Annotated in this window: 26 protein-coding genes; 6 read left to right on the top strand and 20 right to left on the bottom strand. The window is 42.8% G+C overall.

Annotated features, from left to right (window positions below):
- Positions 1-19: 19 nt before the first annotated feature.
- From CTT31_RS07265 to CTT31_RS07235, 7 genes are read right to left on the bottom strand one after another with little or no spacing between them, the layout of a single operon-like run.
- Complete coding sequence (locus tag CTT31_RS07265) at positions 20-1,045, bottom strand: branched-chain amino acid aminotransferase (protein WP_017219264.1); 1,026 nt, start codon at positions 1,043-1,045, stop codon at positions 20-22.
- Positions 1,026-1,913, bottom strand: coding sequence for a fumarylacetoacetate hydrolase family protein (locus CTT31_RS07260; protein ID WP_260492264.1), 888 nt, complete (start codon positions 1,911-1,913; stop codon positions 1,026-1,028). The genes CTT31_RS07265 and CTT31_RS07260 overlap by 20 nt, the downstream gene beginning before the upstream one ends.
- Positions 1,910-2,335, bottom strand: a complete 426-nt coding sequence (locus CTT31_RS07255) for an acyl-CoA thioesterase (RefSeq protein WP_039495564.1) — start codon at positions 2,333-2,335, stop codon at positions 1,910-1,912. Before CTT31_RS07255 ends, CTT31_RS07260 begins: the two co-directional genes overlap by 4 nt.
- On the bottom strand, positions 2,328-4,139 hold the full coding sequence (locus tag CTT31_RS07250; protein WP_211859662.1) for an acyl-CoA dehydrogenase family protein: 1,812 nt from the start codon (positions 4,137-4,139) through the stop codon (positions 2,328-2,330). The genes CTT31_RS07255 and CTT31_RS07250 overlap by 8 nt, the downstream gene beginning before the upstream one ends.
- Positions 4,140-4,152: 13 nt before the next feature.
- Positions 4,153-5,370, bottom strand: coding sequence for a beta-ketoacyl-[acyl-carrier-protein] synthase family protein (locus CTT31_RS07245; protein WP_017219260.1), 1,218 nt, complete (start codon positions 5,368-5,370; stop codon positions 4,153-4,155).
- Complete coding sequence (locus tag CTT31_RS07240; protein ID WP_052258289.1) at positions 5,367-5,597, bottom strand: acyl carrier protein; 231 nt, start codon at positions 5,595-5,597, stop codon at positions 5,367-5,369. Before CTT31_RS07240 ends, CTT31_RS07245 begins: the two co-directional genes overlap by 4 nt.
- Positions 5,598-5,642: 45 nt before the next feature.
- Positions 5,643-6,662 carry a beta-ketoacyl-ACP synthase III gene (locus tag CTT31_RS07235; protein WP_017219258.1) on the bottom strand — a complete coding sequence of 340 codons (1,020 nt, stop codon included), beginning with the start codon at positions 6,660-6,662 and terminating at the stop codon, positions 5,643-5,645.
- 278 nt (positions 6,663-6,940) lie between these two features.
- Here CTT31_RS07235 and tnpB point away from each other — a divergent pair, with 278 nt between their 5' ends.
- Positions 6,941-7,048: an IS66 family insertion sequence element accessory protein TnpB gene (gene tnpB / locus CTT31_RS23610; RefSeq protein ID WP_369605588.1), complete on the top strand. Its 108-nt coding sequence runs from the start codon at positions 6,941-6,943 to the stop codon at positions 7,046-7,048.
- A gap of 235 nt (positions 7,049-7,283) precedes the next feature.
- Here the strand turns inward: tnpB and CTT31_RS07230 are convergent, their stop codons facing one another.
- The 10 genes from CTT31_RS07230 to CTT31_RS07185 form a co-directional block, all read right to left on the bottom strand.
- Positions 7,284-7,571, bottom strand: coding sequence for a hypothetical protein (locus CTT31_RS07230; protein WP_211859661.1), 288 nt, complete (start codon positions 7,569-7,571; stop codon positions 7,284-7,286).
- 45 nt (positions 7,572-7,616) lie between these two features.
- The gene (locus CTT31_RS07225; protein ID WP_010378049.1) at positions 7,617-7,844 is read right to left on the bottom strand and encodes a hypothetical protein; all 228 of its coding nucleotides are present in this window, start codon (positions 7,842-7,844) and stop codon (positions 7,617-7,619) included.
- A gap of 265 nt (positions 7,845-8,109) precedes the next feature.
- Entirely contained in the window at positions 8,110-9,288 is a 1,179-nt protein-coding gene (locus CTT31_RS07220; RefSeq protein ID WP_260492263.1) for a cystathionine beta-lyase, read from the bottom strand.
- Positions 9,289-9,290: 2 nt separating this feature from the next.
- Entirely contained in the window at positions 9,291-10,193 is a 903-nt protein-coding gene (nudC, locus tag CTT31_RS07215) for an NAD(+) diphosphatase (protein ID WP_017219254.1), read from the bottom strand.
- A gap of 147 nt (positions 10,194-10,340) precedes the next feature.
- Positions 10,341-11,135: a glucosamine-6-phosphate deaminase gene (gene nagB, locus CTT31_RS07210; RefSeq protein ID WP_045988699.1), complete on the bottom strand. Its 795-nt coding sequence runs from the start codon at positions 11,133-11,135 to the stop codon at positions 10,341-10,343.
- A gap of 262 nt (positions 11,136-11,397) precedes the next feature.
- Positions 11,398-12,531: a transmembrane glucosamine N-acetyltransferase NagX gene (gene nagX, locus CTT31_RS07205; RefSeq protein ID WP_260492262.1), complete on the bottom strand. Its 1,134-nt coding sequence runs from the start codon at positions 12,529-12,531 to the stop codon at positions 11,398-11,400.
- 256 nt (positions 12,532-12,787) lie between these two features.
- Positions 12,788-13,912, bottom strand: a complete 1,125-nt coding sequence (gene nagA / locus CTT31_RS07200; RefSeq protein WP_260492261.1) for an N-acetylglucosamine-6-phosphate deacetylase — start codon at positions 13,910-13,912, stop codon at positions 12,788-12,790.
- The gene (gene nagK, locus CTT31_RS07195; protein ID WP_260492260.1) at positions 13,912-14,823 is read right to left on the bottom strand and encodes an N-acetylglucosamine kinase; all 912 of its coding nucleotides are present in this window, start codon (positions 14,821-14,823) and stop codon (positions 13,912-13,914) included. Before nagK ends, nagA begins: the two co-directional genes overlap by 1 nt.
- Before the next feature lie 310 nt (positions 14,824-15,133).
- Complete coding sequence (locus CTT31_RS07190) at positions 15,134-15,976, bottom strand: isopenicillin N synthase family dioxygenase (RefSeq protein ID WP_211859657.1); 843 nt, start codon at positions 15,974-15,976, stop codon at positions 15,134-15,136.
- 386 nt (positions 15,977-16,362) lie between these two features.
- Positions 16,363-17,484 (bottom strand): ATP-binding response regulator, encoded by a 1,122-nt coding sequence (locus CTT31_RS07185; protein ID WP_260492259.1) that lies wholly within the window; start codon positions 17,482-17,484, stop codon positions 16,363-16,365.
- Between the two features lie 105 nt (positions 17,485-17,589).
- Here CTT31_RS07185 and CTT31_RS07180 point away from each other — a divergent pair, with 105 nt between their 5' ends.
- Together CTT31_RS07180 and CTT31_RS07175 are read left to right on the top strand one after the other, a co-directional pair.
- Entirely contained in the window at positions 17,590-19,764 is a 2,175-nt protein-coding gene (locus CTT31_RS07180) for a PAS domain-containing hybrid sensor histidine kinase/response regulator (RefSeq protein WP_260492258.1), read from the top strand.
- A 2-nt stretch (positions 19,765-19,766) separates the two neighbouring features.
- Positions 19,767-21,320, top strand: coding sequence for a response regulator (locus CTT31_RS07175; RefSeq protein ID WP_260492257.1), 1,554 nt, complete (start codon positions 19,767-19,769; stop codon positions 21,318-21,320).
- Between the two features lie 112 nt (positions 21,321-21,432).
- Here CTT31_RS07175 and CTT31_RS07170 read toward each other — a convergent pair whose 3' ends face one another.
- Entirely contained in the window at positions 21,433-22,107 is a 675-nt protein-coding gene (locus tag CTT31_RS07170; protein ID WP_010378035.1) for a DUF3334 family protein, read from the bottom strand.
- Between the two features lie 115 nt (positions 22,108-22,222).
- On the opposite strand from CTT31_RS07170, the gene cmoA reads away from it, so the two are divergent.
- The 3 genes from cmoA to CTT31_RS07155 all read left to right on the top strand — a co-directional run bounded on the left by cmoA (position 22,223) and on the right by CTT31_RS07155 (position 24,744).
- Positions 22,223-22,948: a carboxy-S-adenosyl-L-methionine synthase CmoA gene (cmoA, locus tag CTT31_RS07165; RefSeq protein WP_130126498.1), complete on the top strand. Its 726-nt coding sequence runs from the start codon at positions 22,223-22,225 to the stop codon at positions 22,946-22,948.
- Positions 22,949-22,956: 8 nt separating this feature from the next.
- Positions 22,957-23,925 carry a tRNA 5-methoxyuridine(34)/uridine 5-oxyacetic acid(34) synthase CmoB gene (cmoB, locus tag CTT31_RS07160; RefSeq protein WP_017219248.1) on the top strand — a complete coding sequence of 323 codons (969 nt, stop codon included), beginning with the start codon at positions 22,957-22,959 and terminating at the stop codon, positions 23,923-23,925.
- 345 nt (positions 23,926-24,270) lie between these two features.
- The gene (locus tag CTT31_RS07155) at positions 24,271-24,744 is read left to right on the top strand and encodes a hypothetical protein (protein ID WP_211859654.1); all 474 of its coding nucleotides are present in this window, start codon (positions 24,271-24,273) and stop codon (positions 24,742-24,744) included.
- Positions 24,745-24,820: 76 nt separating this feature from the next.
- Here the strand turns inward: CTT31_RS07155 and adk are convergent, their stop codons facing one another.
- Entirely contained in the window at positions 24,821-25,465 is a 645-nt protein-coding gene (adk, locus tag CTT31_RS07150) for an adenylate kinase (RefSeq protein ID WP_010378026.1), read from the bottom strand.
- Between the two features lie 168 nt (positions 25,466-25,633).
- Entirely contained in the window at positions 25,634-26,638 is a 1,005-nt protein-coding gene (gene gap / locus CTT31_RS07145; RefSeq protein ID WP_260492256.1) for a type I glyceraldehyde-3-phosphate dehydrogenase, read from the bottom strand.
- Positions 26,639-26,655: the final 17 nt, after the last annotated feature.

The following is a 26,655-nucleotide window of genomic DNA, read 5'->3' as shown; positions in this document are numbered from 1 at the left end:
TTCCTTGAAATTAATTGTTTTATTTTTTATGACAATTCAGATTGGTTAGCCATGATTGATTATTTTGTGTTTTTGATATTTGAATATCTGATAACTTCTGAGCGAGTGTTTGCGCGGTCAAATACTGTTCAAAATTAAGGCTGTGCTGTAAATAATCAATTTTTTTAACTGAGGTGATACCCGCGGTGGTACCTGTAACAAAGACTTCTAACAGATCGCCGTTATACCAATCATTAATAAGTTGTTGCAGCTCAATGCTTGACTCTTCAACAGTAAAGTTATTTTGCTGTATAAGACTGATGGTGGTATCTCTGGTTATCCCCGGTAGAATCGAGCCACTTAGGCGAGGTGTTATAACTTTGTCTTTATAAACAAAGAAAATATTTGAGGAGCTTAACTCCTCTATATACTTGTTGTGGTTGGCATCTAACCACAGAACCTGGTGATAGTTCTGTTCTTTGGCCTGCTGCTGAGAGAGGATGGTTCCGGCATAATTACCAATCGCTTTAACAGCACCAGTTCCACCTTTAGCTGAACGACTGTAATTGGACTCAACCATAATGTTAATGGCGTTGGTTGAGCTAAAATAGTTGCTCATAGGACACGCGATAACAATAAACTTGAAGCTCTTAGCTCGACCATAGAAGCCTAATGAAGGCTCAGTTGCAATTATGAAAGGTCTGAAATAGAGCGTACCCTCCCTTATATCAGGAAGGTATTGAAGATCTGCTTTAAGCAGCGTAAGCAACGCATCAACAAACACATCTTCACCTAACACTGGGATGGCTAAGCGCTCACATGAAGATTGAAAACGACGAGCATGATCATAAGCTCTAAACAATGCCGCATCGTTGTTTGCTTGCCTAAATGCTTTTAACCCTTCAAATACACCTTGAGCATAATGAAAGCACTGAGAATGTGGCGCCAGAGACAGGTCATGATATTTCTGAAGATGAATATCGCCCCAGCCGTTAGCTTCATGCCAATCTATTGTGACCATATGGGGCGTCATCGTCAGACCAAAGTCAGATGGTGTATTCTTCATTTAGAATGTCCTCACTTTGTGGGTAACGTTGACAAAGTTGCTCTTGATAACCTAGCTGACTGATGTGTGTTGTAACGCGGTCTCCGGGCTTGAGGTAAGGTATATTGTCATTTCCAAGGGATATACCATCCGGGCTTCCCGTTAGTATTACATCACCTGGGTACAAGGTCATAAACTGGCTGACATAATGCACTAAAAAGGCAGGTGTAAAGACCATGTCTGTCGTACTTCCATTTTGTCTCAAGACCCCATTAACGTAACAAGTTAACGTTAGGTCCAGAGGGTAAGAGAAGGAATCAGCAGTCACAACGTATGGTCCTAGAGGACAAAAACTTTGAAAAGATTTGCCTTTTACCCATTCACCTTCACGTTCAAGTAGCCATTGTCTATCTGAGAAGTCATTGGCGACACAGTACCCTAATATCGAGTTGTGTGCTTGTTGCTCTGACTCCAATAATTGGCAGGTTTCGCCGATGACAACGCCGAGTTCAACTTCCCAGTCGACGTGGTTGGCGTGCGTAGGGATTAACACTGGGTCTGTCGGCCCACATACAGAGCCAATTGATTTGCAAGAAATAATGGGCTCCTTTGGTAAAGAAAGGCCCGCTACCTGAGCATGCTTTCTATAATTTAGCCCTATAGAAATGATCTGTTTTGGCTGTATTGGCGCTAGAAACTGAACTTCCTGGTCATTAAACTTAGGTAATAAGGTTAAGTTAACATCGGAAATTAAGGTGTTGAGTGCGCTAAGTGGCAGCGCTGTATCATACCAAGAACCGATAATGCTCGACACATCTCTTAAATCACCATTGCAGTCAACTAAGCAAGGGTAGCGACTACCCTTGCTTAAAATGGTTGCTAACTTCATAAAGTAACACCACTATCCTGATGAAGGTAGGTCTCGAAAAATGCACTTTCTGCTGCACTTAAAGACCGGGGCCGTGACTTTTTATAGCAATAAGGTGCCATAGTTGTTTCAGCTGAAGTGCAAAGCCGATCGCCATCATGCACGGTATATGCAATGGTTACTGTCGCTGCGGATATGTCACTTACCCACATTGTAATGTTCACGGGCTCATGCTTGTGAACCAATGGAGCATGATATCTAACAGAATGAGACACAACTACCGAGCCTTGATCGAAAAATGCATCGCCATTTTTTTTTGAAATCCCCCAAATAAAATCAACTCTAGCCTCTTCGAGCAAACGCATGATTGATACATTATTTACTACACCATAGACATCCATATCAGACCATCTCACGGGGCATTTATATAAGTGCTTATTCATAACGCTTTCCTTCGCTATTCATACGTTCGGATCTAGCCGTAAACTGTTCGCCATAATCAGGGAAGCAAATGGGAGCATCAAAAAGTGCTTCGTCATAGCCAAACGCGTCAATGAGTGTGTTGATATGAGGCTCGAGGAGCAGGCAAAGCCTGTCGATTTCTCTGTCCAAGCCATGAATCAGATCGCGCTGGACTAGACCACAACTGTAATACCAGGCTGAATCTTCTTTTAGAAGTGATAACCCAAACAAGCGACCTAAAGTTTCCAAATGTGATTGGGCTACAGAAGACTCACATTGCCATTTCGCCTGAGCTTGCAGCGCTAATCGATGGCCTCTCAGACGGGCTAACTTAATAGAATCATTTGCGTTGTCATTCCACTCATCAAAGAAACTACCTGCTGAGTTTATCTTATTCTCTGAAATGCTCTTATGTAAGTGGCTTTCTCTCGCGTTTAACAATGTAATGATATTCTCTACAGACAGTTCACTCAGGTGCTCATCACCTGTATGGATAAGAGCCGCAGGAGACTGATTGACAAGTTGCCCAGCCGCAGTGGCAATTAGGACTTGGTTATCACCTTCAGCCGTTACTAGGCCTTGCAGCAAGGAAATATATTCAGTGATTTTATTTATAGAGAATATCCCCTGAGCGCCAACTCGTTCTCGGCAGTTTGAGACAACATCAGCCATTTCCCAGGTTACAATGGCTTTAGTGATATTAATTTGAGTTGTTAAGTCGTTATCTACTTTGCCATCGCCATCGAGGAATTTAGTCTTGCCATCGTTTGTTAATGCAGACATGGCATACACTTTACTCAAGTTAACAAACAACGCTCGCTGGAATGGTCGGAAATGTATAATTGCAGTATCGCTAGCACCAGGCGCATTAGATAAACGATATTGAGCAAATTTCAAGGCAATGTAACAGCTCGCTTTGCCTGCTCCAAGCGCAGCACTCGAAACACAAAGGCGACCGGGCATGATGCGCGACATAGATTTTAAAAATCTTGCTCGTACATTCTTAATATTGGCTACAAATTCTCCATCTTCTGAGATAGCTGCGATCTCACCCATTAAAGCGTGATCTCGCTCGACTCTCAGGTTGTGGAACGAAGTGAGGCCATTGTCCAGACCTTGCACTGGTTTTTCTGGGCAAGGTATCGCCTGAATACCGTCACGTAACCCGTTTTCATCGCAAAGACGAACAACAAAGGGAAACACACCGTGGTCTTTCTCTTTAATTTTTAGTCTTGCCATTACAACAGCTATTTTAGGTATGTCTGAAAAGCCGCTGTAAGACATGTATTTTTGTGCCAGGCAGTCAGGTGTATTCAGAAAGAAGCACTTTTCATCATGGTCATAGATTGCTTCCGTTTTTAATGCGGCAACATTATTTCCATACCCTAGTTCAGTGGCCATATAAGGCCCGAAAGATTTTAGGTTATTTAATTCTTCTAATTCTGCAGCGGTCGCTTGGTTATGTAATGCATGGTCATAGAATGTACCCATAGTTAGGTTATAGTGAACCATGATGATTGAGAAGCAAGATACATCAAGCAAACCTGCCCACTCAGCAAGGGCAAATAGCCTAGAGGGATTTGCCAGTACCTCAAGAGGAGATTCAATCTTAGAGTGTATAAATTCACTTCTTTTATAAGATAGCTTACCCAACTCGGCCATATTAAGACCACTTTGGTATTTGAAAATATTGTCTCGTAATAAAACCTGCAGATCTTTATGATCCAAGTCATAAGCTCGGTTGTAGATAAAGCCTAGCAAGTCCTTTTTTGTCTGTAGTTCCATATAATTTTCCTTATTAATTTGATAACAACAGCGCCGCGTTTTGGCCTCCGAAACCAAATGAATTTGATAGCGCTATGCGATACTGTCGCTCAATGGAGTTACCTGCAATTACATTTACATTGATATTTGGGTCCAACTCTTTCAAGTTCGCACTGGCGGGGATAACGCCGCTTTGAAGCCCTTTGAGACAATAAATAGCCTCAATAGCACCACCTGCGCCTAGTAAGTGACCTGTGACTCCTTTTGTTGAGCTAACTGGTACTTGTGAGCCAAATAGCCTTTTTATCGCTTCACTTTCAATAACATCATTGCCTTTAGTTGATGTCCCGTGCGCATTAACGTAACCAACATCAGAGGGGTGACATTGCCCATCTTTTAGTGCCGCTTGCATCGCCAAAAATGCGCCTTCGCCTTCAGGGTGAGGCGTTGTTACGTGATGAGCATCGGCCGAAAAGCCATATCCTAATAAATGACCAGCTACAGGGGCATTTCTTTTGCTCGCATGTGCCTGAGATTCTAAGATTAGAACACCGGCTCCCTCTCCAATAACAAACCCGTTTCGCTCTTTGTCAAACGGGCGCGAAGCCGTAGCAGGATCGGGGTTTAAACTCAACGTCCGCATTTTTGCAAACGACGAGACATAGAAAGGAGTAATGGCGGCTTCCGCTCCTCCCGCAATGACCACATCGGCAATGTCGTTGTTAATTAGATATTTAGCTAGTCCAATTGCCATAGCACCTGACGCGCAGGCACTGCAGGGAGAAAAGCACGGTCCGAGCGCATTTACCTCAATAGCAACTTGCCCGGCAGCCATATTTAATAACCCCATTGGCAATGTCAGAGGAGATAAATCTTCATAATCACCTTCTAACATAGCGCGATGTTGCGCCTCCAATGTCTGTGTACCACCGGCGCCAGAGCCGATTAAAACAGCTACGCGTGTCGGGTCTTCCCAATTTTTGTGATCCAATCCCGCCGATCTCAGAGCTTCAAGAGTGGCAAGTTGGGCGAACTTTGCATAGTCGTCCCAAAACCAAGGTTTGGCTACTTCCATATCCAGTTCATCGATATTGTTGACTCTGCAACTTAATTTAACCGGACAATCTTCGAGACTTGGGTCTAAAGCCGCTTTGGTTTCGCCTTTGATGATATTGTCCCAGTTTTCTGAAACAGAGTTACCTGCAGGGGTGATCATCCCCATACCGGTAATCACCACAGGTTGATTGCTCATGACAGTTTCCCGCTGACATAATTAACAACATCATCTAGCGTTGAGATTGACTCCATATCATCATCGCTAATTTTAATGCCGTGTTGTTTATGGATCGCCTGAGCAAGATCCAGCTGAGAAAGAGAATCAAAACCGATGTCTTCGAGAGAAGTATCTCCGGAAGTTGTAGATACATCCATTTTGAATCTAGTTTCAATGATCGTTTTAAGTTCGTTTAGTGAAAACATAATTGCCTCGCTTGTTTTTTTGTTGATGAAAAAATGATTGGAAAATTAATTCCATTCTTTTGGATAGGTTCTGAGATCTGGCCAGGTCACAACCGTTGACCCCCAGGAGAAACCTGCGCCAAATGCTGTGATTAGAAGTTTCTGACCTGGTTTTAGCTGGTTGCTGTGTGCATAATCGTTTAGTAGCAATGGAATTGAAGCCGTAAGCGTATTGCCATGATCAGCAATGTTGCTGGCTACTTTACACTCCGGTAGGTCTAACTCATACGCTACTGTTTGAAGAATTCTGATATTGGCTTGATGCCCGATCATCCAGTCTAACTCTTCGATGGTCAAATCGTTCTGTCTGACCGCTTTGAGCGAAGACTGGGTCATTTGTGAAACTGCATTTTCATATACGACCCGGCCATTCATACTGAGATAGTAGGCTTGGCTTTGCGCGTGTTGCCCTAAGGAGTCCTTAACCCTTTGCCTTGCCCCCCCTGCATGTGTGCATAATGCATCGCTGAGAGAACCATCAGCACCAAGATCAAATTGACCAATCGCACCTAGTTCATCTGGCTCTCCTTTGCCGATAACCATAGCACCTGCGCCATCGCCAAAAATTGGCCAAGTGGTTCTATCATCTTTATTAACAAATTTTGTAAATGCTTCCGCGCCAATAAGCAAAACAGTATCGGCAATGCCGCTTTCCACAAAGCCCTTTGCGGTTGCCATGCCATAAACAAATCCGGCGCAAGCAGACGTGATATCGTAGGCCGCGACTCCTTTAAGCCCCAGTTTGTCAGCCACTTCTGGAGCAACTGCCGGGCAAAGTCTTTCGGGAGAGGTTGTTGCAACGATAACCATGTCTATTTTATTGGTTTGTGCCGATTCGATTGCCCTAAGCCCGGCTTTAATCGCGAGATCCATAGTGGATATCTCGCCATCTACCATGTACCGGCGCTCTATTCCCGTCCGTTCACGAATCCACAGGTCGCTGGTATCAAGTGTTTTTGAAATATCATCGTTAGTAACAATATTTGGTGGGACACATACACCGATCCCTCTAATGACGGCTGTCATAATCGTTATTCCTTTAATTTAATGTTATTACTGCTTTTATAATGCTAAACACCAACCAAAATTAACAATAACTTTACCCAAAATCAACACTTATATTTAAATATTCACCCAAATTTAAAGAGTATTGATTGTTACTTGATGGTGTGGGCTCTCTGTACACGATGCTGAACGAGGAGTCGCTGGATAAAAATTTTAACTGACTTGCAATAGCACCTGACGAAATTTCCGCTAAAAAGGCTAGGAACAGAGTAAACTTCACCTAAACACAAGGCCATAGAATACTGACTGAGTCTGCAATGAGCGGCCTAATGTTTGCGTTTTATAATAAAAATAAGAACAAGCTGAAGGTGTTGTATTGGGATAACACCGGCTTCGCTTTGTGGTAAAAGCGGCTTGAAAAAAGTTAAGTCTAAATGGCAAACAACTTAAAGCTATTAAAATATCTAAATTTTTCAGTGCATTAGAAAAAAATATAAAAAGGAGATATTTGTAGGCTGAAGGCTAAATACTTAAGAAAAGTAAAAATTCAGCAAACCAAGGAGCTCGCACAAGTGGTTTTGGAGCGTTGCGCTGTGCTTAAACCAACACACGACGCAACAATTATACAAGTCTGTAATTGTTTTAAGATTTGTTCTCGCATTTTATCGTCTCTTCCCCAAGACGATAGGCATTATTTGCCAGCACATAAGTTCCCGAAATAATAGCAGTAGTAGGTACGAGTATCGGCGTTAATATAATTCCACTCACGGAATAATACGTATTGGTTTCATCTGCAACATCTACTATCTTTAGGGTTTTTCTATCCGATGAAATCTCGCACTTGTTGGTGTGAGCAGTATCTTGAACAGGCATTACTACACAAGCGCTGAGTGAGACTATCGGTAACATAATCAATAAACTTAATTTCATCACTTTTCCTTGAATTTGGGTTGTAATATTCTTGTGACGTAAGTCTTAAATATTACCTTCCTCAATAGATTCCCTGTACTTACGTTTAAAGTACTTCAAACTGGCATTGATCTCTTTAATTTCCATTCTTGATTCCACTGCTAAATCTCTCATTTCTTTGACTCGTTTTGAAATAAGATAAATAAAGAGGGGAATTGGTATACACAAAAAAATAAAACCTATGTAAACAAGCGCACTTATGACGCTGATACTACTCCACATTACTTCCATCATATAATTCTCCTTGAAACTTCCTATGTATTATTTTATGTAAAGCTGGCAAAAATACGTAAATAAAGTTACTCCTTTCAACGCCATAAAACTAGCTTTATATGATCTGTGTCTACAGATTTTGGAGAATTATGAAATGGAAGTATTAGGTAATGGCACTACTTGGGTCAAGGTGATGAAAAACATGAGACCTTCATAATGGTATAAATAAGTCCGAGGTACCTCTTTTAAAATGAAGCACCCCTTACCAATAAGTCGAACCGAGGTTTTAAGATTTACCGAGGTTTTGTTCGTAAACCTTAAGTGCGTGTTCTAAATCTTCTATCAAGTCTTCTACGTCTTCAAGACCTATGTGAAGGCGGATCACGGGGCCCAATATCCAACCTGTGGTTGATCGCAAATGCTCCATGGTTTTATTGGCTGTAACTAAACTTTCATAGCCGCCCCATGAGAAACCCATTTTAAAATGGGATAAAGCATCTAAGAAGCGGTTAATCGCCTTTTGGCTACCTTCTTTCATTACGATTGAAAATAAACCATTACTACCATCAAAGTCTCGCTTGAAGAATTCATGGCCTGGGCAAGTCTCAAAAGCGGGATGTCTAACGTGATCCACGAGCGGATGCGCTTCGAGCCATTTCGCCACTGTCATTGCCGACTGCTCATGTTGTTTTAACCTCGCAGGCATAGTACGTAGCCCACGTAGTGCTAAATAGGCATCATCTGCAGAGGTACATTGACCAAGTAAATACGAGTGTTCTCTAAGTTCAGGCCAATAACGCTCGTTTGCAACAGCAACCCCCATCATGACATCCGAATGCCCAACAATATACTTGGTTGCGGCTTGAATGCTGATATCAACACCATGATCGAGCGGACGAAACTGCCAGCCATTACCCCACGTATTATCAAGCATAGTGATAACGCCACGGCGCTTTGCAATTTCAACCATCGCTGGCACATCTTGAACTTCCATAGTGATTGAACCTGGAGACTCTAAGAACAACACTTTGGTATTGTCTTGAATTAACGCGTCAATACCAGCGCCAACCATAGGGTCATAATAAGTGGTTTCGATACCATAGCCTTTTAACAGCTTATCGCACAAATCTCTGGTTGGTTCATAGGCAGTATCCACCATTAGCAAGTGATCGCCTGCTTTTAAAAATGACAGTAGTGACTGTGCGATAGCAGCAGCACCAGACGGATACAAGGCGCAACCCGCACCATTTTCAAGCTCAGTAATGGCATCTTGCAAGGCGAAATGGGTATTGGTGCCACGGCGGCCGTAAAACAAAGTGCGATGTCCACGGCCTTTTATCGCTTCTTGCATTTCGGCAACGCTCTCAAAAACTACGGTAGAGGCGCGCTGAACAACTGGGTTTACTACCCCTTTGGTATATTCTGCTTTTCTTCCAGCAGCAACGATTTTAGTATGCTTTTTCATAATTACTCTTCTGATTGTGCACGCCAGTATTCAACTAAATATCTGGAGATCGAGTCTTCTCTGGTGAGTTTATAGCCGGGCTTTGTATCACCCCACTCTGAAAATGTATTAAGCTCCGCCCGTGAAAACCATTTAGCTTGCTCAAGCTCATCTTGCTCGACAAAAATCTCTGTGGTTTTCGCCTTCGCGATAAATCCAAGCATAAGTGAAGACGGGAACGGCCAAGGCTGTGAGGCAATATAAGTGGCGTCATATGCTTCAACACCCGCCTCTTCCATCACTTCCCTTATCACGGCTTGCTCTAACGACTCGCCGGGGTCAACAAACCCAGCCAGCGTCGAAAATACACCTTCTGGCCAAACAGCCTGACGGCCCAACAAACAGCGTTCAACGCCATCAGGGAAAACATGAGTGACAAGCATGATAACGGCGGGATCGGTACGTGGAAACGTCATATGGCGACATTCAGGGTTAACACAACGTCTTGCGTGACCTGCTTCAACCATTTTATTGGGTTGCCCACAACGTCCACAAAAACAATGGGTTTTATGCCAGTAGCATAAGCCTCGTGCAAGCACGCCAATTGAGCCTTGTTGCTTTGGTAAGTTACGACCCACTTGGCGCATGTCGATGAACTCTGACTCGGAGTCAATAAAAGAAAGCTTGTCTCGTTGTTTAGAGACGTCAAGCGCAAAATAGCTGTGCGCTTCGTCACGACCTAAGAATATCGCGTCTTGGAGTGCTAAATCAGCGACTTCTGTTCGAGAAAGATAATGTAATTCATTATCTCGGGCACGCACTAAATTAGCGTCGTCTTGAATTAATAACCAGCGACTATTGTCACCCATTTGAGATAATAACCAGTTTTGATCTTTTCTTTCGTTAGACGCTCTGTCCAACGTCATTTGCGTGTAATACAGCAAGCCCCTATTCCTTCGTGTTCTGGAACATTTTATCCACCTCGGTGAGACCTTAAAACTACCATAGCACAAAGGTACAGGCAAAAAAAAAGCCCATAAATGGGCTTTTGAAAACTACAGTGTGATTTCACACTACAGAGAGGCAAGATAGTCCAACAGCTTTTGATTTTCGTTTTCAATATGCTTATAGAATTCAATATCTTTTAGCTTAGATGCCGCAGCTTCATCGATGACGATTACAGCATCACGATGCATTTGTAGTGCCGAAGCAGGACACGCCGCAGTTAACGGCCCTTCCACCATAGCAACAACAGCATCGGCTTTATTTTCACCCGTCGCTAATAACACGACTTTTTTAGCGTCTAAAATCGTGCCAATACCCATTGTGATTGACAAGTGAGGTTGGTACTCATCAGCTTTAAAAAAACGAGCATTATCATCAATCGTCGCTTTCGTTAGGGTTTTAACCCGAGTGCGTGACGTTAAGCCAGAAGATGGCTCGTTAAAGCCAATATGGCCATTTCTGCCAATACCTAATAGCTGTACATCAATACCACCAGCAGATTTAATACGCGCTTCATACTCGCCGCACGCCGTAATTGGATTTTTTGCATCCCCCGGTGGTACGTGCGTGTTACTTTTATCAATGTTGATATGGTCAAACAGCTGCTGCTGCATAAAGTAACGATAACTTTGCGGGTGCGAGCCATCTAAGCCTAAATATTCATCTAGGTTGAAGCTGGTAACTTCAGCAAAACTGATTTCGTTCGCTTGGTTACGCTTAATTAATTCTTGATACAAAGCGACCGGTGTTGAACCCGTCGCTAATCCCAACACAGAGTTAGCTTTACGCTTTAATTGCGTTGTAAAAATGTCTGCACCATATGCTGCCACTTCGGCAGCGTCTTTTAAAATGACTACTTGCATACAATTAACCAAATGTTGAGATGATTAGAATAAAATGGGATCTGAGCCTTGCCTCGCGTGCAATCAAAGCAAGGTCAGATCGAACCTAATTGGGATACACAACATTAGGTTATTACCATTATGACAACGCTGTCATTATTATCAGAAATAATTCGCTTGTAAAGCAAAAGTGAAAAAAAATATGGATATTTTTTACTCTATGCAATCGAAAGGTGTTAAAAAGCCCACAACGGTGGGCTTTTTGGAAGGAGGCTTGTGAATATTACACACTTACAAAAATACGACGTTTATACATCCAATGCAGCACTAAAAGCTGTACCGCCAGTAGCGCAAAAACAGCAATTAATGGTTGCCACGCAGTTGGCACGGCGGCAATCACGCCACCGAATACGCTTTTACTAATAAAGGTCCAATTCACTAAGCTTGACGCCAAATAAATAATAATGGAGTTGGCTCCTATAATAACAAATGGATACGCCCAACGCTGAAAACTCAGTACATCTACTATCGCGTAAAATACCGCTAGTAGAATTGCACTCCAGCCGACGGTTACTAGCACAAATGAGCTTGTCCAAAGCTCTTTATTAACTGGAAATTGCATATCCCAAAGCCAACCTAGTGCTAAGACGAGTACACCTGAGCCTGCCAAAATACCAACGGTTTTCCACTCTCCCTGCGTTTGTGCATTAGCAATAACACGACCAGCAAATACACCTGCGATAGCATTTACAATGGCAGGTAAGCTTGACAGCACACCTTCTGGGTCAACAGGACGATTTTGATAACTGATCCCTGGTAGTAAATACGTATCAATGAACGCATTCCAACTACCAACACCATTTGCACTTAAGTCCCCCGCTTGCCCACCAGGAACCGGGATAAAGCAAAGCAGTAACCAATAAAATATCAATATGCCTACACCCACATAAGCCAAGGTTCGCAAGCTCGTATGCCAAACCAGTAAAGCACAAAAGAACCAAGCAAACGCAATGCGACCTAATACACTGGCGTAGCGAACACCGTCAGGATCCATTGGGATCCCAGTTCCCCAACCGTGGTTGTATAACACGCCAAAAGCACACAGTAACAAAAGGCGCTTCAGTGCTTTGAGATAAAACGGTTTACGTTCATTAAAGGGCAGATGGTCGATACGTTTAGGTGACAAGCCCATCGCCACACCTGATAAAAAGATAAACAGTGGAAAGATAAGATCATAAAAAGTGAAGCCATGCCAAGGGCTGTGTAGCGTGTGCGCTTCAAAAGCCTTCCAGCCTTGCCATCCGGTCAATACAAACAGTGTCGCAAAAATAGACTGGCCACCTAAGATCCAGAACATATCCATGCCGCGTAAGGCATCTAAAGACGCAAGTCGCTTTGGCTTATTATTCGTTGTCATTGTTATTTATCCGCGTGAAAACATTAACTATGGATCGCTCAATCAAGCAAATCCATTTGCCTCAAGGTTAGTTTTGATGCGCGTTGCAATCATGACTCTATCATTACACACGACAATAACTACCCGAGTTGTCGATCCACCCTTGCTTAACCAATTACCGGCTAAGCTTAAAAAACAAAGCCCCGCGGTACTGCTGCGGGGTTTTATCAGGGAAACTTAAGCGGCCGTTTCCGTCCACTACTCGATTGCATATCAGTTATAACAACTGGCCACCAATATAGGTTTGCTTCACAATCAAATCGCTATCGAGCACCACGAAATCAGCATCAGCACCCGATCTTAGATGCCCCTTTTGAGACAAGCCAAGATATTGCGCAGGGTAAAGTGAGGCCATGCGCAAACTCTCCGCTAGACTCACGTTAAGCGTATTGACGGTATTTCGCACCGCACTTGCCATATCCAATACACTGCCAGCAAGCTCACCGGTTGTTGAATTTAATCGATCACCGGTACGAATAACTTTTCTGCCGTCAAAAAAGTCAAACTCCGTATCATCTGTCCCAACTGGAGGCATGGCATCCGTCACTAGCATCATTTTGCCACGCTGCTTAGTACGAATCGCAAGCTGCGCCGACAATGGATGAACGTGATGGCCATCAACAATCAAACCACACCAGCTATTGTCATTCCAAAGTGCGGCGCCGACAACGCCCGGCTCACGGGAAGTAAACGCAGACATTGCATTTAATAGGTGAGTAAAGCCATCAACGCCAATATTGAGTGCAGCGTTAGCGGTGTCATAGTCCGCGTTTGAATGACCGATACACACTTTCACACCCAATGAAATCAAGCGTTCGATATCGCTAAGTGGCACAGTTTCAGGTGCTAAAGTCACCATTTTGATGCCTAAATCTTGACGCGCGTAAACCGCAAATTCTTGCTCTGAAATTGGTCTGATGAACTTTTCGCTATGCGTACCCTTTTTAGGATGAGATAAGTGTGGACCTTCAAAATGGATCCCAAGCACTCCGGGCTGATTAGTAGCAATCGCTTCTGCTGTTGCATCTGCCGCTTGTTGCATCACTTCAATTTTGTCAGTGATAAGGGTTGGCATTAATCCCGTGGAACCAAATTGGCCATGTGCTTTAACCATAGTCGCCAAGCATGCCGTCGATTGTTCGGCGTTAAAAAATGCACCGCCACCACCATTAACTTGTACGTCAATAAAGCCTGGTGCAACTAGTCCCGATAACTTAGATACATTGGTCGCTTGCGACTCATTGATATAACCAATTTGGCCGTTGTTTATTTCGAAGTAAACGTCTTTTCTAACACTTTCACCATCAAAAAATTCTGGAGCAAAATAACATTGAGTCGTCATTAGTTCGCCTTTTTTAATTCTTGACCTGCACTTTGAATTGCAAAGTAAATTGCCCCCATTTCAGGAGGTTGTTTCGGTAATTGGACTTGCTTTGCAACTTCTGGGTCGAGCCAAGGTTGTAGCGGCTCTGATAATCCGCCGATCATAGAGAGTCTAGGCGGGTTTAGTTCAAGTAAACGCTTTGCTAAACGACTAATATATTCCGCACCAGACTTTACGATAGTAAGAGCAATTTCATCATTTAGCTTGGCTTGCTCTAATACATAACGAGCCAGCTTTGCATAACCACTAGACGGTTGTCCCGCCATTTGCTCTGCAATACCCATTGCCCCTTTCGCACTGAAGTGCTCTAGTAATACTTGGCTCAATGACGTTTTTTTGCCAAGGCCATCGAGATCGAGCAATGCAGCTTTTACCGCCTCTAATCCCATCCATGCGCCACTGCCCATATCTCCTTGAGCAAAGCCATGACCACCATAGTTCACTGTTTTACCATCAACCAAGGCAAAACCACAGGAGCCGGTGCCCGTAATAATCACGGCACCATCGCTCCCCTCATGAGCACCAATACACGCCGTGTGTAAATCTGTGGTAAGGAACATTTGTTTAAAGGGATGTTCCCATTGCATGATTTTGTCATAGAGCGCGGGTAAGTTAACACCTGCAAGGCCAAGACCTGCATTTAGCTCATGTACTTGTTCAACACGAAGACCCGCGTCTTGTAACGCCATTTGTGTCGACACCATGATAGATTCAAGCGTACGCTCTAAACCATGTAAGGGATTCGCAGGACCGCCTAGACCCGTACCCAAAACGCCATGTTGAAGAGAATAAATTGTAGCGCGGCATTTTGTTCCACCACCATCGACGCCGATGTATAGTTGGTCTTGGTTAACCTGTTTAGCCATCATGTAAAGACCCCTACCTTGTTCTGGATTAGACCGCGTTATTATTTTCGTTAGACACGGTTTTTCATTCATGTTGAATTGATGTTACACAACAAATGACAGCGTTGTCATTAAATTTTTCAAGAAATTTCTTCATTTTGAAAAAAACTAATATTGCACAGATTGTGAGGATTGTCAGTGAAAAATTGCAATAATCGTCAAATTACAAGGACTAACAGAGATTAGGGATTGTTAGACACATAATAAAAAAGCGACTCAATATTACATCAAGTCGCTTTATCGATTTAACCTTATCGTTCAGGTTATTCGCAGATTACTTAACCCCAAGTTCTCTTAAACGCTCTTGCAAATAGCTATCTGCAGTGTAACGCTCTGACAACACAACATCCGGTCTTGGATGTAAGAATAGCGGCAATGAAATACGAGATTTCGTCGACGCTTTGCCTGTTGGGTTAATCACACGGTGAATTGTCGATGGGAAGTAATCACCCGACGCCTCTTGCAGCATGTCACCAATGTTAATAATCAACGAACCAAAGTCGCATGGTACGTCTAACCAGCTGCCATCTTGTCTTTGCACTTGTAGGCCAGGCTCATTTGCCGCAGGCAATACAGTAAGTAGATTGATATCACCATGAGCTGCGGCGCGAATTGCACCTGGTTCTTCATCGCCTGTCATTGGTGGGTAATGAAGAATACGCAGTAATGTCTGCTCTGATTCTTTGATCATATCTTTGAGATCAATAGAGAATCTCGCTCTCACATCTGCTGGTGCTTCCGCTTGTACCCAGCTTAGCAATTCTTGAGCAAACTCGCTCGCTAAACGGTAATATTCACGAATTTCTGCTTCTAATTGAGCCGGTACACGACCTTTTGGATAAACGTGAAAGTACTCTTTGATGTCTTTTACTGTAAAACCTTTCGCAACTTCAGAGACTTCTGATGGGAAGTAACCATCTTGGGTTTCTTTATTGAAAAGGAATTCGTGTTTTTCTTCTGAATTAAAAAATTCTTGCCAATGTTTGTAGATTGATTCAACCAACTCTTGTGGGATTGGGTGATTTTTTAGTACACCAAAACCCGTGTTTCTTAAAGATTCTACAAATTCTTTCGCAGCATTTGGCGATTGATAGTCTACGGTAGGTAACTGTTGCATAATGGTTCCACCAAAATTATTAGTAATTCATGGTTATTTACTCAATTGCACATTGGAGTAAATAACGCACTTCCCGTGTCATCTCAACACTGCGTACCTAGTAGAAGGTAAGGCGTATGTTATCGGGTCTGTTAACCTAGGGGGTTGTTTTTAAGCAGTAAACTTGCATCTAACAAGACTCGCTAAAAACAGCAACAGCAAAGGCTAAAAAGCCCTTATACGATCGTGTTGTCGATAATTCTTCAAAAAGTGTAGCTAATTACATGGTTAGCAGAGTACTTTTTAAAGATTACGTTTTAACAGCGAGCGAGCTTATTGAATTAGGGCAAATGATATAAGGACTTATGTCCGCTTTTATGTATAGGACCTGAGACTTTTGATGCAGATCAAGCATTATCGGGGGCATCTATCGGTATTTGGATATCCCACTCCAATCCTTGCGGTGTATTTTTCACGCTAAACTCTCCATTGAGTGCCCCTGAAACCAAGTTGGCAGTTAAATTTGCGCTTAACCCAACATGACCTGCATTACCTCTTTTTGTTGTAACAAATGGTTTTAATAACTCTTGTGTACTAATTCCTCTAAGCCCTATTCCATTGTCAGTATAATTCACATGTAAATTGTTACCCGAGTGCGTGAAGGTGATAGTCGCAAGGTGATCATGGTCAATCCAGGCATGCGCAATGGAGTTCTCAACTAAGTTGCTCAGTACCTCAACCAGAGCTTGTCCATCCACATAAACCTCAGTTGTTGTGTTACTAACAAACTGAATTTGTACGTCTTGCTTTGAAAAATCTTTTTTCAGTCTTGTTTCTATTTCTTGTAATTTAACGTCAGCACAGCTGCTATCTCGCTCAGACTGAGAGACCGATTTTAATAAGCTAACAAACTTAGCCACTTTTTCTAGATTACGGCTGCACAGCGCACTACTGTCTTTGATCTGTTCAAACCCCGTAACCAACCCATCCTGCGTAAGCGTACCTGCGGTAAGTGCACTTTGTAGCTCTTGCATGACGCCTTCTAAAAAGGTGTTGGACGTAATACTGGTACCAAGCGGGGTATTGATTTCGTGAGCAATCCCCATCACCATTTGGTTTATTGCCTTAGATAGCTGCTGTTTTACCGCTAACTTTTGCGCTTCAATTAACTTAAATTGGGTGTTTACTCTGGCTATGATTTCAGCGGGTTTATAGGGTTTGGTGATATAATCAACACCACCGACCTCGAATGCCTGTACCAAGCTCTCGCTGTCTTCATAAGCACTCACAAAAATAACGGGAATGGCCGCCGTTGAATTGTCGGACTTAAGCATTTTACATAGTTCAATTCCCGACATATTTGGCATTTTTATGTCAGTAATAATTAATTCAGGCTGATGCTTTTTAACGATACCTAAGGCAATGTCCCCCCCTCGTGCTGCCAATACTTTAAATCCTTCCTTTCTTAGTATGAGCTGCAATACTTGGAGGTTTTCCGGCATATCGTCAACAATTAAAATGTCTGACATGTAGCGTTACTCAAATCCTTACGATAGACACTTTTTAAAGCATAGCTTGAGAAATTGTATATCGCGACTATGTTTATATATAAATTCACGCGTAAATAATAACTTATGTCCTCAAAAGCATTACTAAGTTGGATCGCACTTTTCGCCTTGATGGCAGCCTTAGGAAGCGCAACGCTTATCTACTACTCAACAACCACTCATAGCACACTCGCGACCGACGTTAATACCGCTTATCACAACCACCTCTCACTTGAGATGTATAGCAAAGATAAAAACGCCCAATGGCTCGATGACATCAAAGCTGCACCAAGTCACTCATTGCCACTGCCGCTACAACAAATTTATGAAACTCAAGCAAGATTAAAATCTCGATTTTTAGCAAACACGGTTGAACAGGTCGATTTACCTCAAAGTTATCAAAACGCCATCTCGCAACTACCTCTCATTGCAAACGCTGAACTCGAAACACGCACCAATCAACAACTTAAAATACTGTTAATTACTGGCCTTGCTTTCGCGGTGTTAACACTATTTTTAGGCTTTTATGTTTGGTTTATGCGCACTAAACATTTCTCCCCGCTCTACCGCATCGTCAATACGTTACGTGCACAAGCGTTAAACGGCGCCCCTCTTTCAGTCGCCCCAACAAACAGTGATGCAGATGTAAAACGGCTCACACAAGCGATCCATGCTGCCACCACCTCTCAAAGCCAAAAGTTGGCGTCAGCTGCAATTATCGAAAACTATAATCGCGAACTAAAATCCATAACCGGTTCCGAGCCTATCGTGCGCCACGCACTAGAGTTTATTGCCAATGAGTTCAATGCACCGAGTGTTTGCCTCTATGCCAATTCAGAAGACGACACCTTGTCATTAGTGAAAAGCCATGGGGTGACACCAAGCCATTCAATTATTGCGTCCACGATAGCGCTTTGCGCAACAAATAATAAACCACAAGTACAACAAGAACCGCTGTGGCTCAAAGAACAAGAAGTTGAAGTGAAGTTACAAAGCCGTTATTGCTTTCCACTAGCCATCGGTAATCATGTAGTTTATGTGCTGCTAGTCGGTAGTGCACAGGCGTTGATAGACAGCCAATTTGAAGCGCTTGAGTACTTGTGTAAGGACTTAAGTCTCGCGCTTGCTATTAATGAAAATATCGAAAAACAACAAAAGACAGAGTCGGCCTTAAGTGAACAACTTGAACTTACCCACCACATTATCAATGCTATCCCAAACCCGACGTACTATCGTTCTATTGACGGGGTATTTATGGGGGTAAACAAGTCCTTTTTGGCGCTGTTAGATCAATTTGAAGTAGATGTGATTGGCGCCAAACTAGACGAAATTTTTGATTTAGGAATAGCCAGCCTATTTGAGTCCAAAGCCCACGAAATTATCACCACAAATCAAGAGCAAACTTACGAAGTACTATTGCTCGATGGCCAAGAGCAGGCGCGGGAACTGATTGTATACGAAGCGCCATTTTTTAATGAAAATGGCGCTGTAGCTGGGATTGTTGGCATGTACCTTGATGTTTCGGAGAGGAACCAACTACAACGAGAACTCATAGAAGCAAAAGACTTGGCCCAAAACTCGGCAAAAGCGAAAAGCGAATTCCTCGCCAACATGAGCCATGAAATTAGAACCCCAATGAACGCGATTATTGGTATGTCTCATCTCGCACTCGCGACCGAATTAAATGCAAAGCAGCACGACTACGTATCAAAAATAGATACTGCGGCAAAGCAATTACTGAGATTGATCAACGATATACTCGATTTTTCAAAAATCGAAGCTGGCAAAATCGAGTTAGAATATCAGGCTTTTTCAACAGAAAAGCTACTTGACAGTGTTGCCACTATCGTCAGTGTAAAAGCCCAAGAAAAACAACTAGAGTTAGTCTTTGATCTAGACTCACAAGTGCCCTACTGCGTGATTGGCGATCAATTTAGAATAAGCCAAGTACTCATCAACTTAGCGGGTAACGCGGTTAAATTCACGGAAACCGGGGAGGTTGTTATTCGTGTTGCCCTCGTCAACGTAGAAAAAGGGTTAGCGAAAATTAAGTTTAACGTCAAAGACTCCGGTATTGGCATGAATAAACGTCAGCAAAAAAACCTATTTCAATCTTTCTCGCAAGCAGACAATTCAATCACCCGAAAATATGGCGGTACTGGGCTTGGCCTCACGATTTCGCAGCAACTGGTCAAGCTTATGGGGGAGAAATATATGTTGAGAGTGAGGAGAACGTCGGTTCGGAGTTTTATTTCACATTAGAAATGGAAGTCAGTGACGAGCTGAGTCAGGCGAAAATGGCCTCTACCCACATATCAGAGTTATCAGCAACTATTATTGACGATAACCAACACGCATTGGACGTGTTAAGTGGTATGCTAACAAACTTTGGTATGCAGGTTTGCTCTTATTTAGACCCTCATAAGGCGTTAAATCAATTCGTCCTGACACAAGATTTACCCGATCTTATTTTCGTCGATTGGCATATGCCGAAATTAGATGGTATCGAGCTGATCACTAAGCTGCAATCGCAAATCGATGTGTCGCAAAGTAAGTTCATTTTAGTCACAGCTTATGGTCGAGAATTAAACCTCAACGATAGCCAAGCCAGTTTAGTCGATGGTGTACTTTTAAAGCCGATTAATCCGTCAAATCTTGTGGACGTTATTCAAAATGCCGTGTTTGACTCACCAGAAATAAGAACCACTATCACCAAAAAAGAACAAACGATTAGTAAACAAGCACTAAATGGCATATCGATTTTGGTTGCGGAGGATCAACCTGTCAACCAGGAAATCGCAGTGGAGATCTTATCTAGCTTCGGAGCTCAAGTGGCGGTCGCTGATAATGGGCAAGAAGCCATTGAGCAAGTTCATAGCAAACATATAGATATTGTTTTAATGGATATGCAAATGCCAGTGATGGATGGCATTACCGCGACGCAAAACCTGCGTATAGAGTTCGATAAAAATACGCTTCCTATACTCGCGATGACCGCCAATGCCATGGAAGAAGACATCCAGACTTGCATCGATGCTGGTATGAATGACCACGTCACCAAACCCATCGACGTAGAGCAACTCGTTAAAAGTATTTTGAAATATGCAAGCGCTGAGACCAGTAACCTTTCAGCAACGCCTGTAGCAAACCAACCAGAAGTCACTACAGAAGGAGAGGAAGTTGATGAGGTCATTGAGTTTGAAGGCATTGATATTGCCGAAGGTATTGCTCGAGCAGCTGGCAACCAAAAGGTTTACTTCGATATCTTAGAAAAGTTCCTATCCCAGCAGATTGAAGAGCTGATCAATTTAAAACAGGCTTTAGCCATTGAGAATTTTGAACTGGCACATAGCATGTTACATGCATTAAAAGGTGCTAGCGCTAATCTTTCGATTGTTAGGCTGACTGAAGAGTTTAAGCACATTGAAGCTTCTCTTAATGTCCGCCCACCTAATGCGAGCGAAATTGACGAGCTGATTAAATACGTCAAATATGCACTGGAACAATGCCAAAAACGTCGTAAAAAAGAAGCGTCTCATCAGGTAAAAAATGTAACGAAAAACAACGAAGAAAAAGGTGGCAATAGTCAATTAGAGGAACTTATCCAGCTTGCGTGTGCGTTAAGAGATTATGATACTCAAGCCACAGAGCTAGTAGACTCAATTTCAGTAAGTAGCTATTTGACTGAACCAGAACTACAGAAATTAAAAACCGCCATCGCCCGCTTTGAGTTCAATGAAGCCTTTATGATGCTAACATCCATAAAGCATGTAGAAGAAGCACCTGAGCTTAATGCAGGAAAAGGCGCACTGCATTAGTGCCATTACTATATATTTTATCCTAGGGCGAAATAAAGATTTTTACCTAACAGAAAGGCCACTGAGGTGGCCTTTCTGTTAGGTGCTCAAACACATGTATTTAAATACGGTTTTACAGTCCTAACTGGTCCATAAAGTCGTCATCTACAACATCTTCTTCCTGCGGCTTCGCTGGCTTTTTCTTCTCAGCCTGACTTGCAATAATGTCATCTGGGTCTACCGACTCCGCAATATCAAAGTCATGTAGCTTAATGAATTCAGTTTTATCCATTGCCAATTCAAGATAGAAAATATTCTGACCTTGCGTGGTAAAGGTAACGCGTCTAGCCTGCGGGCGATCCATCGTTGTGTCTACCGAGATCTGCACCTGTTTGTTGATAGCCATCATCTTAGGTTGGTTTTGCGTGATAGAGGTATGTAGTTGCTCACGTACTTTGTTGGTGAAATCACCAACAATTTGGTTCATCAACTCACCCAATACATTGGCAACGTCGTCGGACAAATGACTATGCGCAATTTCTTCTTCAGGCATGCCCATGTTGCGCATGTAATCGGTATACACCTCCATTGCTGCTTGCGCGGTAAAATTAGTTACGACTAAACCGGTAAAGCCGCCATCAAACAATACGAAACAGCCGATGTCAGGCCTCATACAGGTACGAGTGATCTTTTGTACCATCGCGGAATAGTTAATTTGGTTGCCGCTTGCCGACGACAGAACTTCTGTTACTGAGTGGCATAGCGTTGAGAGGATATCTTCTGTGCTAATCACTTTGCTTTTCGCCATTTTTGGTCTCATATTTACTTCTTATTATTAATAGTAGCCAAGCTACTGAATTTATCACTGACTATCCAGCATAAAATGCTAAAATAGCGAGATTATTTTCAAAGAGAGATTTAATGTGACGGGCAAAGACAGTATTTATGCCACTGAGCAAGCAGTAAAAGATTTCACTTTCGACGCCAATGTCGTCGAAGTGTTTCCAGATATGATCCAACGCTCAGTGCCGGGCTACGCGACAATAGTAAGCACAATGGGCAAACTTGCGGGTACTTACGCGCAAAGTAACTCAAACTTATATGACTTAGGCTGCTCTTTAGGCGCGGTCACGCTAAGCATGCGTAGAAATATAGATAAAGAAAACTGTCATATCATTGCCGTGGATAATTCACAGCCTATGGTAGAGCGTTGCCAACTGCATTTAAAAGGCTTTAAATCTGACGTCCCAGTCTCGGTCACTTTAGGTGATATCAATGAAATAGAGATTAGCAATGCATCTGTCGTTGCGATGAACTTCACCCTACAGTTTATTCCACCAGAAAACCGCAAAGCAGTTCTCGAAAAAATATATCAGGGTTTAAAACCTGGTGGCGTACTGCTATTAAGTGAAAAAATCCGCGGTGAAAACGGTACTAAAGACAACTTACTTATCGACCTTCACCACGACTTTAAACGCCACAATGGCTACTCAGAATTAGAGATCAGCCAAAAACGCACTGCGATTGAAAACGTGATGCGCACGGACTCATTAAGTACCCATATAACAAGATTAGAGGATATTGGCTTTAATCAAACTCAAGTGTGGTATCAGTGCTTTAACTTCTGCTCAATGGTAGCAATAAAATAGAGGCAATTATGAATCATTGGTTTACCGACTTTTATGCAACCATTGCGAAAACCCCTTTGAGCCATTGGCTAGAAACGTTGCCTGCGCAGCTTAGCCATTGGCAAAAAGAAGCCCAACATGGCGACTGGCCGAAATGGGAAAAAGTCATTAAAAATCTACCAGAGATCTCAACCACGCATGTTGATATAAAAACCAAGGTTGAGATAGGTACTGGCGAAGACGTTAATGAAGGTCATCAAAAGCAATTAACGCATTTACTAAAACGCATGATGCCATGGCGTAAGGGACCATTTCATTTACATGGCGTCCATATTGATACTGAGTGGCGCAGCGACTGGAAATGGGACCGACTGCTCCCCCATATTAGCGACCTTCACGGCCGTAATGTCTTGGATATCGGCTGTGGCTCTGGTTATCACTTGTGGCGTATGCGCGGCGAAGGCGCAGAGCTTGTTGTTGGCATTGATCCTTCCGATCTATTTTTATGCCAATTCCAAACTATTAAACACTTTAATCCCGATCCAAACGTGCATTTGCTACCGCTAGGTGTAGAGCAACTGCCTGAGTTAAAAGCATTTGATACTGTGTTTTCAATGGGCGTGCTATATCACCGTCGTTCACCAATCGACTTTTTAGCGCAGCTAAAGTCTCAGCTAAGAAAAGGTGGCGAATTAGTGCTAGAAACACTCGTCATTGAGGGCGATGTAAATACCGTATTAGTGCCGACCGACCGCTACGCCAAGATGCGCAATGTATGGTTTATTCCAAGCTGCGACGCATTAACATTATGGCTTGAGCGTGTGGGCTTTAAAGATATCAAAGTGGTAAACAAAGACGTCACGTCGTTAGACGAGCAGCGCCAAACCCCTTGGATGGAAACAGAGTCGCTTGCTGATTTCTTAGATCCAAATGACACTAGCAAAACCATTGAAGGCTACCCCGCTCCGCTCCGTGCTATATTTATCGCAAAAGCGTAAAACTGGTAAGGGGCACCGGCCCCTTACTCATAAGAACCATCAAAATAAAACCATAAACGACTGATTTAGTCGCATTATTTTACAAATCTAAGGTTGACCCAAATATTCTTCGTTCATTACAATCACGCCACTATGCGGTTGCACTGCGTAGCTTGAATTATACCAATTGTATTAGGTAAATGAGCTATTTGAAGCGGAGAAATAGCTTTAGTAGCTAGGCAAAAATTTTGTTATTTAGTTGTTCTAAATGAGAAATTTTTAACGACGCTAATATGGTATTTCACCCTTTAAATTGATTGGAGACTTAGTGCAATTGGTATTAGACTATACAATAAGGAATTGTTAATGAAAAAGATGTCTCTTACCGCCCTCTTCATTTCTTCACTCGCGCTTAGTGGTCAAGCAATTGCTGACGATTTTATGATCACGAAAGAAAAACAACCTAGTCGGATGCTAGTATTAAGCTCAGCAGGCGGTCTTTCGACTACAGAGTTTTCTGTATTAAACATCGATTTAAGTGATATCCCATATGGAAGTAAAACGGGTACTATCACTGGAGTTAGCTATACTTCAGCGGGTTACGCCGATCCTGGCAATGAAACGGTGGAGCTTTGTTTCAGTCGTGCATACAGCACGGCACCTTTCAAGTGCATTGAAATTAATCCTAACGATTCAGGGAATACAGCTACGTTTAATGGTGAGGCATTTAAAGCGGGAATTTCAGCCTCTATCGTTCATAGAGTAGAAGCCACAGGCAACTTCCATTATGCAGAGCCAAGTCGAAAAGAAAGTATTACTTTCCACTACAGCACTTATTAAAACGATTTAGCTAGTTTAGAGATAATGTAGGAGTCTCATAGGACTCCTACTTGTTAACCAAGCAAACGCTTAGTTATTAACCCAATAGTTCACCTAACTGCTTGCTTACCGCATCAACAGCTTGTGTACCATCTAGTTTGTGATATTGCGTGTTACCAGCATCCGCTTCTGCACTATAGTAATCTACTAGAGGTTTTGTCTGCTCATGGTAAATCGCTAGACGTTTACGTACTGTCTCTTCAGTGTCGTCATCACGAATGATTAAGTCTTCACCCGTTACGTCATCTTTGCCTTCTACTTTAGGCGGATTGTAAACGATGTGATAAACACGACCAGAACCTGGGTGTACACGACGACCGCTCATACGCTCCACGATGATCTCATCAGCCACGTCAAATTCGATAACATGGTCAACTTTGATGCCATTTTCTTTCATTGCATCTGCTTGTGGAATTGTGCGAGGGAAGCCATCAAGCAAGAAGCCATTTGCACAATCTTCTTTAGCGATGCGCTCTTTTACCAAGCCGATAATGATTTCGTCAGATACTAGTTGACCTGCATCCATGACTTTTTTCGCTTCAAGACCCAACGGAGTCCCTTCTTTGATAGCAGCACGTAACATGTCGCCTGTAGAGATCTGAGGGATCCCATATTTGTCCATTAGAAATTGAGCTTGAGTACCTTTACCTGCACCCGGCGCGCCTAGCAAGATGATGCGCATAATTGAATCCTCGTTTGGAGTTATTGGTGTTTGTGTGGTGAATTTTTCCATATACGGTGCCGATCCTCAAGGAACTTATACTAATTGATAAGGAAGAATGGCAATTTTTCCGTCAAAAACAAAAAAGCTCCGCGATCTGCAGAGCTTTTGGTCAGAAATTAATCCTGATTATAAAAATGCACCTAGTGCTTTAACTTGGTCTAGCATGCGGCAAGAGAAGCCCCATTCGTTATCATACCAAGCCATCACCTTTACCAGCTTTCCATCTACTTTGGTTTGTGTTGAGTCAAACACTGAAGAAGCCGGGTTGTGGTTGAAATCGATAGAAACCAAAGGTAATTCATTGTACTCAAGGATTGCACTCATCACGCCCTCAGCAGCCGCTTTGATTGCTGCATTCACTTCTTCTTTTGAAGTTTCACGCTTAGCAACAAACGTTAAATCAACCAGTGATACGTTGATGGTTGGCACACGAACCGCCATACCATCTAGTTTGCCAGCAAGTTCAGGAAGCACTAAGCCAACCGCCTTTGCCGCACCCGTTTTCGTCGGGATCATCGACTGAGTAGCACTACGCGCACGATATAAATCAGGGTGGTAAACGTCTGATAGATTCTGATCGTTGGTGTAGGCATGAATGGTTGTCATGCTACCTTGCTCAATACCAATAGTATCATTCAATACTTTTGCAATAGGCGCAAGACAGTTTGTGGTACAAGATGCGTTAGAGATAATGGTTGATTCAGCATTTAGCACTTCGCTGTTAACGCCATGAACAACCGTTGCATCCATATCTGTGCCCGGCGCAGATACAATCACTTTTTTCGCACCGGCTTCAATGTGTTTAGCCGCAGCTTCGCGAGAAGTGAACAACCCTGTACATTCAAGCACGATATCAACGTTTAGCGCTTTCCAAGGAAGATTTGCAGGGTCACGCTCTTGCGTTAGCGTGATTTCGTCACCACCGATAACGAGTGTGTTGTCGTTAAGAACAACCTGCTCTTGAAAGCGACCATGTACAGAGTCAAATTGGGTTAAATGCGCGTTTACGTTTGCAGGTGCGAGATCGTTGATAGCAACGACTTTGATGTCTTTATTCTGACCTGACTCGTACAGTGCACGAAGTACGTTACGACCGATACGTCCATAGCCATTAATTGCGATATTAATCATGATAACTGTCCCCTAAT

It is taken from the genome of Pseudoalteromonas maricaloris (genome assembly GCF_024746855.1).
Taxonomy (GTDB): Bacteria; Pseudomonadota; Gammaproteobacteria; order Enterobacterales; family Alteromonadaceae; genus Pseudoalteromonas; species Pseudoalteromonas maricaloris.
Note: the sequence above shows the minus strand (reverse complement) of the source record. Positions and strands in the feature narration are given on the sequence as shown.